Raw genomic sequence first — 12,186 nt, forward strand, 5'->3', positions numbered from 1 at the left:
TAAAATCATACATGTCAATGATCTGATATCGAAAGGAGGTGAAAAAAATGAATAAAAATCCTTATGATTAGCATGCAAAGTAAATTAAGTGAATGGAGCGAAGACAACACTTAGACTTATACATCCACTTGTTATACTTCTGTCCTTTCCGTTATTGTTCAAAAAGTTACACTGGCCGATAGATGTGTGGCTATACACCTCTACCAGCCAAAAATTAGTTCTGGTCATGTTTTGGCTAGATGCATACTAGTATTCAATCAACCAAATACACTATTTTAAATTTAAACCAAAAAGGGGAAATACACAATGGCTAATAATCCTTTCGATTTACAATTAAAATTGAATAAAGTAAGTGGCGGATCAACTATTCAACCTGCAAATTATACTATTAACTGTCCTACTTCCAGTTGTTATACTTCTCGTTGCCATTCTTCTACTTGTTATTCTTCTAGATGTTATACTGGGCAAAACAGATGCGGATATACTTCAAGATGCTAACATGAAAACCACATCATCGTTGTATTGTATAACAAACTTATAATTAATTAATTAATTTAAAAAGGGAGAGATGTAAAATGGCTAAAAATCCTTTCGATTTACAGTTAAAAGTAGATAAAGTAAATGGTGCTCCAACAAACAAGATTGCAGCTTATACATCTACTTGTTATACATCCACTTGTTATACTTCTCGATGCTATACTTCCAATTGTTATACTTCAAAGTGTTATACAGGGCAAAACATGTGCGGATATACACATTCTTCAAGTTGTTAAAACATTAAAAAATAATAGTTCATTTAAGTAGTTTTACGTCAAAAAACATCTATTACGATGTTTTTTGACGCTATAACCGTTAGATCACAATGTAAAAGTTACGTACGAACACTATCATATGCAAGATGAAAGGGGAATATTATGACGACCCAAAGTACATTCAAAGCGCTTGATCATTACATATTACGAGCTCCAGTTCTATCAGCCAATGTATTTGAACAAAAACTCACATCTTTTAAAGGGCCTATTTTAGATGAAGTAAAGGATCTTATGCAAAATCCATTAATTCGTGAAGCTATTGCGATTTCCAGCTTATCTCTTCTAGATGCTCTAACCTCCCTTTCCCCTGATAGTTCTGCTCGTAAGCAGGAACAAATTAGCACCGCCTTTTTGCGTTATGTCATTAGAATGGCTACACGACCAACGCCTTTTGGTTTATTTTCTGGGGTGACGTATGGAAAATACGGAGAAAATTTAAATCTTTCATTCGAAAGTATAGAACAGCATAAAAAGCGTACTCGGCCTGATATGGATTGGATCTTTCAAATCGTTGCACAGTTAGAAAATGATCCTCAGATCATACCGCAGCTCTGGGTAACGAAAAATACTCTAGCTTACGAAGTAGGAGAAAGAACCTACCTTCCCTATTTAGCTCAAATAGGAGAAGTACGAGAAAGAGACGCTGCTTATGAAATTCAACGTGCATCTGTCCTTACGACAAGCGCTGTGGAGCAAGCACTTCAGTTCGCAACAGAGCCAATTAAAGTAGAAACATTAGTTTCCAAGCTTCAACGTGAATACCCCGATACATCACACGAGCAAATAAGCCAATTTGTATATGATTTATTAAAGCAAGAGTTATTGATTTCGAACTTACGGCCTCCATTAGTAGATGTTAACCCACTACATTACTTAATAGAAGTAGTTCAACAATTACCGACCGAGTTGAAGGTGAAATTGAAAGAAATCTCAATGTTAATTGATAAGTACGATAACGTTGTATTAGGAAAGGGCGAACAACTATATCGCACGATCATTAAAAAAATGAAAGAAGTAGCACACAGTAGTAACTTTTTACAAGTGGATCTTAAAATAGAATCAGATGACGTCGTTCTACCATATTCCGTAAAAGAAGAAGTAGAAGAAGTAGCAAATGTACTTTGGAGTATCAGTAATCATGAACTTTCCACATCATACATGAGCGATTATAGTAATGATTTTATAGAAAAGTACGGAATGGCTAGAGAAGTTCCTTTGTTGGAGCTACTTGATGAAGAGATTGGATTAGGGGCACCAGCAACCTATCTATACCCACCTTCGAAACGGAAAATGAATTCGCATCAAACAGAATTTCAGCAACAAAAAAAATTTTTATTATCCCAATGGGTAACAAAAGTTCTCTTTAATGAAGAACAAGAGCTTGTTTTAGATGAGGATAAAATAGCACAATTAGCTGGAGATCATGAGGATAGCGCTGACGCTCCGCGTTCTTTTGAATTATATTTTTCATTAGTTAAGCATGCAGAGCAAGAGAGAGAAGGCGATGAAGACTACAGACTGATTAGCGGATCAGGTACGATCTCTTACGGTGCAGGCAAATCGATTGGACGTTTTACGGATCTTTTTCCATCATCATTTCGAGATGAGCTACATCGTATAGGTACATTAGAACAAGAAATGTGTCCAGACGCTATTCTGGCTGAATTAGTTTATCTGCCAATTGAAGGTAGAGCCGCCAATGTCGTATTAACACATCATAACCGTAACTACGAGATTATAATGGGAACTACTTCTTCTAAGGAAAAGGAACACTCCATTCCTTTATCTGATTTGGTCGTTGGTTTTGATGAAAACGGCCTATATTTACGTTCCTTAAAGTTGGGTAAAGAAGTGATTCCCGTTACGAACCATATGTTCAATGCATCACATGCACCCAATGTTTATCGATTTCTAAGAGAACTCGGACAGGAAAGACAGAAAAATATAGAACCGTTCCATTGGGGAGAACTAAATGCTCTTCCTTTTTTACCTCGCGTGCGATATAAGCGATGTATTTTATCACCTGCTAGATGGGTTTTAAACGAGCAAACCTTTTCCAATGATTTATCGATAAACAAAGTGGAATGGATGCAGCAATTTCAGCAATATAAAAGAGAGTGGAAATTACCTCGGTATGTTTATTTGACACAATCAGACAACAGCTTATTGCTAGATTTAAATGAAAGTGAACATATAGACGAAATACGTCGTGAATGTATGAAGCCAAGTGCTGAACCGGGAATAACATTAACAGAGGTAGGACAATCTATCGACAACCTTCCTCTTAGCAATAAGCATAAATACTTTACAGAGATTGTATTCCCTCTCATAAAAAATGACCATGTTAAAAAGAGAAAGGCGATTGCTAAAAAGCCGATGAAACCGATTCGTGATCCACAACGTGTTAAACTTCCAGGAAGTGAGTGGATGTTTGTTAAGTGGTATGGAGTGGGTCAGCACGTAGAAGAATTTATTGGTGGCCAACTAAGAGACTTTTGTGTCGCAGCAGAACAAAATAAATGGATCGATTCTAGTTTTTTCATGAGATATGCTGATCCTGATCCCCATATAAGACTTCGTTTTTGGGGTAATCCAGAAACATTACAGCGAGAACTATTACCAAAACTACATCAATTTGCACATCATTGTATACAGCAAGGCTTCATTTCCCGCATGACCATGGATACGTATGATCCAGAAATAGAACGTTTTGGCGGACCAGATCTGATGCCATTGGCTGAGCAATGGTTTTGTATGGACAGCAGTATGGTCATGGACTGGATCATGTTGCATGAGCAGGGTCAGCTACCAATACATAAAGACTTGCTCACCGTCATTAGTATTATCCATATCATGGAGCAATTCGGATTCACTTTTGATGAACAACTTGCGTTTTTAAATAAAATGGTCAGCTACAAAGCATATTTAGATGTATTTAGACCGCAACGCTCTATCTATATGAAGCTAGGAGATGCTAGAGATGAATTTGCACAGTTAAAAAATCATGAAGTAGGACAGATTCTCATCCCTGGGTTTCAGGCTAGAAATCCTTTGTTACATGAGTATGGATTGCAGTTGGCGAAGCAAGAGAAAAGTAATGCATACTATACGACCCGAATGGATGCAATGCACAGCATAATTCACCTTCATATTAATCGATTATATGGAATTGATAGAACAGATGAAACAAGAGTACTTACGCTAACTCGTCATACGCTACACAACTTAGTATATATTCGTAGGGGGTAAACAATATGTCGTTTGATAAAGATGAGAATATCGTTTCACTTAGAAATATATTAAAATCGTTTCGTTACTGGCCAAGGGTAATCCGTTTGTTATGGGATACCAACGCCAAAGGTTTGATTACGATTCTCATTTTAAACTTATTTCAAGGTATTTCACCCATTATTGTACTCATTCTAACGAAAAATATCATTAATGCTATTACTGCTTCATGGTCAACGGATTTTACAGTTATTCTATGGGCATTTGCAGCATTAATCGGTTTTACCCTCATTAGTCAACTGATTAGTTTATTACATAGCTACATAGAAACGCTATTTCAAACGCTGCTTAGTAATCGAGTGAATCGAATCATCATGGAAAAATCCGTATCCCTCACGTTGAAAGATTTCGAAAATGCGCATGTGCAAGATGCTTTGAAAATGGCACAAGATGAAGCAGGTCATCGTCCGTACCAAATTATGCAGCAAATGCTAGCTCTCTTAAGTGGTGTAGTCACCTTAATTTCTGCTGCAGGGTTGTTAATCGCATTTGAATGGTGGATGGCGCTTATTTTAATGATCATACCACTATCGTCATTCTACTCCTTTCTTCGTATCGGACAACAAGAGTTTTTGATTCAATATAATCGAATACCTAGGATGAGAAAAGCGTGGTATTTATCTCATTTAATGACAAACGACAAGAATTTTAAAGAAATGAAGCTTTTTCAGTTAGGAAAGTATTTACTTGGAGGCTATAATACATTATTTAAAGGGTTCTATCACGAAGAACGGGACATCGCTAAGAAAAGATTTAATGCGGGTATTCTATTTGAGCTCATCAATATCGCTGCTAATGCTGCAATGATGTTAGTTGTACTCAGAGCTGCTTTTCTTCGTGAAATAGACATTGGAACCGTCGTTGCATTAACACAAGCAATCACGATGACACAAAATAATTCGCAATCTCTGATTACAGGATTGTTAGCTTTATGTCAACACAACCTTTATCTTAAACAGTTGTTTGTATTTTTAGATTTAAAAATATTAAAAACGGCCGAAAAACTTAACGAAGCAACCAAACATAAGCACATTCCACAAATAGAAACGATAGAGTTCAAAAATGTAAGCTTTCGCTATCCGGATCAAACAGTATATGCCCTTCATGAAGTCAGTTTCAAAATAAAGCGAGGAGAAACATTAGCTATTGTAGGTAGGAATGGATCAGGAAAAACGACGTTGATGAAACTTTTAACCCAACTATACGATGAATTTGAAGGGGATATTTTAATTAACGGCATCTCTATTCGTCATTATGATCAGGAAGCATTACGTCAACGTATGGCTGTTGTCTTTCAAGACTTTGTGCAATATGAACTAGACATGCGACATAATATTGGGTTTGGTAATGTAGATAAACTAGATATAGATGAGGAAATAATGCAATCTGCAAAAAGAGCTGGAATAGATCATTTAGTAAACCAATTACCACACGGGTTGGACACACAAGTAGGAAGGCTATTCGAACAAGGTTATCAGCTATCTGGTGGACAGTGGCAGCGCGTGGCCATTTCCCGTGCCTTTATGCGTAATGCCAGTGTATATGTGCTGGATGAACCTAGCTCTATGTTGGATCCCGAATCTGAGTTACAAGTGTTTGAAAAGTTCAAAGAACTCATTGACGATCATATTGGGATTTTCATTGCACATCGTTATACGTCCATTAAATATGCCGATCATATTATCATGATGGAACAAGGAAAAGTTGCCGAACAAGGAACACATCAAGCACTGATAAAAAAAGACGGAATGTATGCCTATCTATATAATATGCAACTTGAAGCATACCGTCATTCAAAAAAGGAGGAAGTAAGCTATGGCATGGTCTAGCGTAACAGAGGAACGTATGAGAGATAACATCCTTCGTATTGTGAATGAAGGAGCAAATAGACTAACAAGCCCTGAGTTCATACAAAAAAACATGCTAGACTTTATTAACAAACGGAAAGAAGAAGGAGCTGATTATATACCGTGGTCAGCGATTGACTTGGCAAGAGGATACAGTGGTTTCTGTGTGTTATTTGGTGCATTAGATAGAGCAAATCCCAACGAGGATTGGGATCATGTTGGCCATGCATATTTACAAGAAATACAAGAAGCCTTAAACAGGGATGGCATACCAAGTTTTAGCCTTTGGACTGGACTAGCTGGCGTAGTCATTGCAGCTAGATCCTTATCTAGGGAGGGAGAAAGGTATGAAAACTTTATCAGTGAGTTGAATTCCATTTTTCTATCCTCTTTTCCTGACATGATGGAGTATATGCATGCACAACTAGAACAAGGCCCTGCATTAGATCAATTTGATGTCATTCAAGGTTTGAGTGGAATTGGACGTTATGTACTTTGTTTCTCCCATGAACAAGAAATGAGACAAGCACTAGAACACATTATTTTATACTGTATTAAGCTAAGCGAATGTCGTCTCCACAACGGATTATATGTACCCGGATGGTTTGTCTCCTATGATAACTATACAGGATATAATCGTGAAGACTATCCTGATGGTCACTTTAATTGTGGCTTGTCACACGGCATACCCGGCGTTCTATCATTATTATCTATCGCATTAGCGCAAGGAGTAGAAGTCGAAGGGCAAAGGGATGCTATACATAACATGGTACAGTGGTTACTGAAATGGAAAGGGAAGGATGAGTTTGGTCATGTTTGGCCTGCGATGATTTCTTGGGAACAGCATCAACAAGGAAAAGTTGAAAACTTAACTGCACATGAAGCGTGGTGTTACGGAAGTCCAGGTGTCGCAAGAGCCGTTTGGTTAAGTGGTGTAGCGATGGACAATGATGAATGGAAAACGATTGCAATAGAAACGTATAGAGGAATTGCAGTGAGACCAGAAGAGAAATGGCACATCCAATCGGATACACTATGTCATGGATATGCTGGATTGTTGCAAATGGTACAAAGGATGTATTCAGAAAGTAGCGATGAAATAATCGGAACGTTAAGAGATGATTTAGTACAGAAAGTATTACAACGCTGGAAAAGTGATAGGCGCTATGGTTTCCAAGAAAGTGAAGGTGAAGATAGACAGGACTTACCTGGCTTACTAGATGGCGCAGCAGGCGTATTTACCGTATTAAATGGGTTACTGCAGGAGCAAGACTCAGACTGGGATCTCATTTTTCTCATTCGGTAATGATAATGAATCGTTAATAATAGCATGAATGAATACTCAACATATTTTCACAACATAAAAAAAGAGTGGGTAACAACAACTTCTGTCACCCACTCTTATTGCATTATTTTTTCAAGTTATAAAATACGTTCATTCCTTGATATTGTGCCATTGTAGCCAACTCATCTTCGATGCGAAGTAATTGGTTGTATTTTGCAACGCGGTCTGTACGAGATGGAGCACCCGTTTTGATTTGTCCAGCGTTAGTTGCTACAGCGATATCTGCAATCGTGTTGTCTTCACTTTCTCCAGAACGGTGAGAAATAACTGCAGTATATCCAGCACGTTTTGCCATTTCAATTGCATCTAACGTTTCAGTCAATGTACCAATTTGGTTTACTTTAACTAAGATGGAGTTACCTATACCTTTTTCAATACCAGTGGATAAACGCTCTGTATTCGTTACGAATAAGTCGTCTCCTACTAATTGAACTTTGTTGCCGATTTTTTCAGTAAGCAACTTCCAACCTTCCCAGTCATCCTCCGCACAACCGTCTTCAATGGATACGATAGGATATCTTTCTGCTAGGCCAGCTAAGTAGTCTACGAATTCTGCTGAAGTGAAGGATTTTCCTTCTCCAGACAATTCATATTTACCATCACGATAAAACTCGGTAGATGCTACGTCCATACCAAGCAACATGTCTTTTCCTGGTGTATAGCCAGCTTTTTCGATTGCTGTAATGATTGTTGCCAAAGCTTCTTCATTAGAACCTAGGTTTGGTGCAAATCCACCTTCGTCACCTACAGCTGTATTTAAACCTTTTTCTTTTAGTACTGCTTTTAAGTTATGGAAAATCTCTGCACCCATGCGAAGTGCTTCACGGAAACTTTCTGCTCCTACAGGAAGAATCATGAATTCTTGAATGTCCACGTTGTTATCTGCATGCTCTCCACCGTTCACGATGTTCATCATTGGAACAGGAAGTTGTTTTGCGTTGCATCCACCTAAGTATACGTAAAGAGGAACGTCTAAAGCTTCTGCTGCAGCTTTTGCTGTTGCTAAGGAAACAGCTAGTATCGCGTTTGCACCAAGTTTCGCTTTGTTTGGTGTTCCGTCTAATTCCATCATTTTGTGATCGATACCGATTTGATCTAGTGCATCCCAGCCGATAAGTTCTGGAGCAATGATTTCATTTACATTTTTCACTGCATTCAATACACCTTTACCTAAGTAACGATCTTTGTCGCCATCACGTAATTCAACAGCTTCATAAGCACCAGTGGAAGCACCAGAAGGAACGATTGCTCTACCTACTGCGCCTGATTCTAAATATAATTCTACTTCTACTGTTGGATTTCCGCGAGAATCTAATACTTCGCGTGCGTATACGTCTGAAATAATTGTCATCATTTTACACTCTCCTATTTTTTAGATCCATGATTTTAGATCAATGAATTACCCGTCATCTCTTCCGGTTTTTCTAACTGTAATAAGTGTAGCATGGTTGGTGCTATGTCTGCCAATATTCCGCCTTCTTTTAATGTAACACCTTGCTTAGTCAAAATAAATGGAACTAAGTTCGTCGTGTGTGCAGTATGTGGGTTTCCAGTTGCATCACACATCGTTTCGGAGTTGCCATGGTCAGCGGTGATAAGGGCTACTCCACCTTTTTCGTGTATTTTACTTACGACTTTCTCTAAACATTCGTCTACAGCTTCAATCGCTTTAATTGTAGGTTCCAACATACCTGAGTGTCCTACCATATCCGGATTAGCAAAATTCAAAATCATCACATCGTGTTGATCTTTGTCCAATTCTGCTACTGCTGCGTCTGCAACTTCATATGCGCTCATCTCAGGTTTCAAGTCGTAGGTTGCTACTTTCGGTGAGTTAATGAGTACACGGGTTTCCCCTTCTAGCTCCTTATCTCTACCTCCACTGAAAAAGAAGGTAACATGAGGGTATTTCTCCGTCTCGGCAATACGCAATTGTGTTTTGTTGTTTTGCACCAACACTTCACCAAGCGTATTGTCCAAGTTTTTCGGCTTGTATGCGACATATCCTCCAACGGATTCACTAAACAATGTCATGCATACATAGTGTAAATTTTTCGGTGGTTTTGCCCCACGATCAAATTCACGGAAATCTTCATTCATAAATGCTAAAGAAAGTTGTATCGCTCTATCCGGTCTAAAGTTGAAGAAAATAATAGCATCATTGCTCTCCACTAATCCTACCGGTTGTTCTGCATCGTCAACGATAACAGACGGAACAACAAACTCATCCAATACGGATTGCTCATAAGAGTCTACAACCGCTTGCACTGGATTTGTATATTGTGGACCTTCACCATACACTAGAGCACGGTATGACTTTTCCACACGATCCCAGCGTTTATCACGGTCCATCGCATAGTAACGGCCTTGCACGGTCGCAATCTGTCCTACACCAATCGTATCGATATGACTCTGCAAACTTTCGATATAGCCTTTAGAACTATCTGGAGCCACATCTCTTCCGTCTAAGAAAGCATGGACGTAGACTTCTGTCAGTCCTTCTTTTTTCGCTAAATCTAAAAGAGCAAAGAGATGGTTAATATGACTATGTACACCGCCATCAGAAAGCAATCCATACAGATGTAGTTTGGTTCCATTTTCTTTGGCATGTTTCATTGCCGATAAAATCGTCTCATTGCTGAAAAAGTCTTCTTCTCGAATTGATTTTGAAATACGAGTTAAATCTTGATAAACGGTTCTTCCCGCTCCAATATTCAAATGACCAACTTCAGAGTTACCCATTTGTCCTTCTGGCAAACCAACTTCTTCACCAGATGCTGTCAACACAGTATGCGGGTAAGTGTCCCAATAACGGTCAAAATTTGGCTTGTTTGCTTGTGCAACTGCATTGCATGCTGCTTCATCTCTCAAACCAAATCCGTCTAAGATGATAAGAGCTACTGGCTTACGCGCGGACATTTACTTAGCCCCCTCAACAAGTTGAACGAAGGATTCACCTTGTAAGCTTGCTCCGCCTACCAATGCACCATCAATATCGGATTGACCCATGTATTCTACTACGTTAGCAGGTTTTACGCTACCACCATATTGAATACGCACTTGTGCTGCCACTTGCTCGTCAAATTGAAGTTTGATTTGCTCACGAATATAAGCAATGACTTCATTCGCATCATCCGCAGTAGAAGATTTACCTGTACCGATAGCCCAAATTGGCTCATATGCAATGACAACTTGTGCTGCCTGCTCCGCAGAAAGACCTTTTAATGCTGCTTCTGTTTGTGTTTTCACAACATCTTTTGTATTTCCTGCTTCACGTTCTTCAAGCTTCTCCCCTACGCATACGATAGGTACTAGATCATATTCAAACGCTGCATGCACTTTTTTGTTTACCGTTTCGTCCGTTTCCGCGAAATACTCTCTACGCTCAGAGTGACCGATGATAACATAGTCTACACCTAGCTGTTTTAGCATCTCTCCACTAACTTCTCCAGTAAATGCACCGTTCTTTTCCCAGTGCATGTTTTGAGCGCCAACTTTCAATGATGTTCCTTGTACCGCGTTCACGATGGAAGGTAGCGTAATAAAAGGAGCACAAATCACTGCTTCTACACCTTTTACTTCCGCTTTCCCCTTCACTTCCTCCACAAAGCTCAGCGCTTCATCGACTGTTTTATTCATTTTCCAATTTCCTGCGATAATGGGTTTACGCATGACCGTTGTCACCTCTCTTTATTTATCGTTTAATGCTACAACACCAGGTAACGGAGTACCTTCCATAAATTCTAATGATGCTCCTCCACCAGTAGAAATATGGTTCATTTGCTTAGCTAATCCGAATTTCTCTGCTGCTGCTGCTGAGTCGCCGCCACCTAAAATGGTATAGCCTTCTGTTTGTGCACATGCTTCTCCAACCGCAAGCGTACCTCCAGCGAATGGTTGTAGTTCAAATACACCCATTGGCCCATTCCAAACGACTAATTTTGATTGTAAAATGACATCTTTATATTGCTGCCTTGTTTTCGGTCCAATATCTAAACCTTCCCAGTCCGCTGGGATGCTATCGATTGCCACTTCTTTCGTATTGGCATCAGCACCGAAATCATCTGCAACTACAACATCTACAGGCAACATAAAGTTAACATTTTTTTCTTTCGCACGATTCAAAAATTCTGTGGCCATGTCTAGTTTTTCGTCATCTACTAACGATTTACCTATTTCATAACCTTGTGCTTTTAAGAACGTATAGGAAAGACCGCCACCAATCAAAATATTATCGGCAATATTCAATAAATTATCGATGACACCGATTTTATCCTTTACTTTTGCCCCACCAATAATAGCGGTGAAAGGATGTTCTGGTTGGCTAAGCGCTTTACTTAGTGTATTGATTTCTTTTTCCATTAATAATCCCGCTACAGATGGAAGGTGGTGCGCAATACCTTCTGTAGAAGCATGAGCACGATGTGCAGCACCAAAAGCATCATTTACATAAACATCTGCTAATGCTGCAAATTGTTTAGCTAATTCAGGATCATTTTTTTCTTCGCCTGGGTAAAAACGAACATTTTCTAATACGGCAATCTCACCATTTTGCAGTGCATTCACCGCATTGGTTGTTGCTTCCCCTAATAAATCATCTATTTTTTTCACGGGTTGATCCAATAATTCGGATAAGCGTGTCGCAGCAGGAGTTAGTCTTAACTCTTCTACTACTTTCCCTTTTGGTCTGCCCAAGTGACTAGCTAAAATTACTTTAGCGCCTTGTTCAACAAGGTATTTAATTGTAGGTAGTGTTTCACGAATTCTTGTGTCATCAGAAATGACACCGTCTTGAAGTGGTACATTAAAATCAACTCGAACAAAGACACGTTTGCCTGCTAATGAAACATCTTTAATCGTCATTTTATTCATTATGTTTCCTCCTCAATCCAAC

9 protein-coding genes are annotated in these 12,186 nt (G+C 38.9%); 5 read left to right on the forward strand and 4 right to left on the reverse strand.

The window, feature by feature from the left end; translation table 11 throughout:
• Positions 1–306 precede the first annotated feature (306 nt).
• The 5 genes from D1Z92_RS17875 to D1Z92_RS12970 all read left to right on the forward strand — a co-directional run bounded on the left by D1Z92_RS17875 (position 307) and on the right by D1Z92_RS12970 (position 7,253).
• On the forward strand, positions 307–498 hold the full coding sequence (locus D1Z92_RS17875; RefSeq protein ID WP_128896103.1) for an elgicin/penisin family lantibiotic: 192 nt from the start codon (positions 307–309) through the stop codon (positions 496–498).
• A gap of 77 nt (positions 499–575) precedes the next feature.
• Positions 576–773 carry an elgicin/penisin family lantibiotic gene (locus D1Z92_RS17880; RefSeq protein WP_128896104.1) on the forward strand — a complete coding sequence of 66 codons (198 nt, stop codon included), beginning with the start codon at positions 576–578 and terminating at the stop codon, positions 771–773.
• Positions 774–914: 141 nt separating this feature from the next.
• On the forward strand, positions 915–4,061 hold the full coding sequence (locus D1Z92_RS12960; RefSeq protein ID WP_128896105.1) for a lantibiotic dehydratase: 3,147 nt from the start codon (positions 915–917) through the stop codon (positions 4,059–4,061).
• A 5-nt stretch (positions 4,062–4,066) separates the two neighbouring features.
• On the forward strand, positions 4,067–5,929 hold the full coding sequence (locus D1Z92_RS12965; protein WP_128896106.1) for an ABC transporter ATP-binding protein: 1,863 nt from the start codon (positions 4,067–4,069) through the stop codon (positions 5,927–5,929).
• Entirely contained in the window at positions 5,916–7,253 is a 1,338-nt protein-coding gene (locus D1Z92_RS12970) for a lanthionine synthetase C family protein (protein WP_128896107.1), read from the forward strand. Before D1Z92_RS12965 ends, D1Z92_RS12970 begins: the two co-directional genes overlap by 14 nt.
• Before the next feature lie 103 nt (positions 7,254–7,356).
• Here D1Z92_RS12970 and eno read toward each other — a convergent pair whose 3' ends face one another.
• From eno to D1Z92_RS12990, 4 genes are read right to left on the reverse strand one after another with little or no spacing between them, the layout of a single operon-like run.
• The gene (gene eno / locus D1Z92_RS12975) at positions 7,357–8,643 is read right to left on the reverse strand and encodes a phosphopyruvate hydratase (RefSeq protein WP_128896136.1); all 1,287 of its coding nucleotides are present in this window, start codon (positions 8,641–8,643) and stop codon (positions 7,357–7,359) included.
• A gap of 35 nt (positions 8,644–8,678) precedes the next feature.
• Positions 8,679–10,211 (reverse strand): 2,3-bisphosphoglycerate-independent phosphoglycerate mutase, encoded by a 1,533-nt coding sequence (gpmI, locus tag D1Z92_RS12980; RefSeq protein ID WP_128896108.1) that lies wholly within the window; start codon positions 10,209–10,211, stop codon positions 8,679–8,681.
• Positions 10,212–10,964, reverse strand: a complete 753-nt coding sequence (gene tpiA, locus D1Z92_RS12985; protein WP_128896109.1) for a triose-phosphate isomerase — start codon at positions 10,962–10,964, stop codon at positions 10,212–10,214.
• Positions 10,965–10,982: 18 nt separating this feature from the next.
• On the reverse strand, positions 10,983–12,164 hold the full coding sequence (locus tag D1Z92_RS12990; RefSeq protein ID WP_128896110.1) for a phosphoglycerate kinase: 1,182 nt from the start codon (positions 12,162–12,164) through the stop codon (positions 10,983–10,985).
• Positions 12,165–12,186: the final 22 nt, after the last annotated feature.

This window comes from Longirhabdus pacifica, from assembly GCF_004115085.1.
Lineage (GTDB): Bacteria > Bacillota > Bacilli > Paenibacillales > DSM-105158 > Longirhabdus > Longirhabdus pacifica.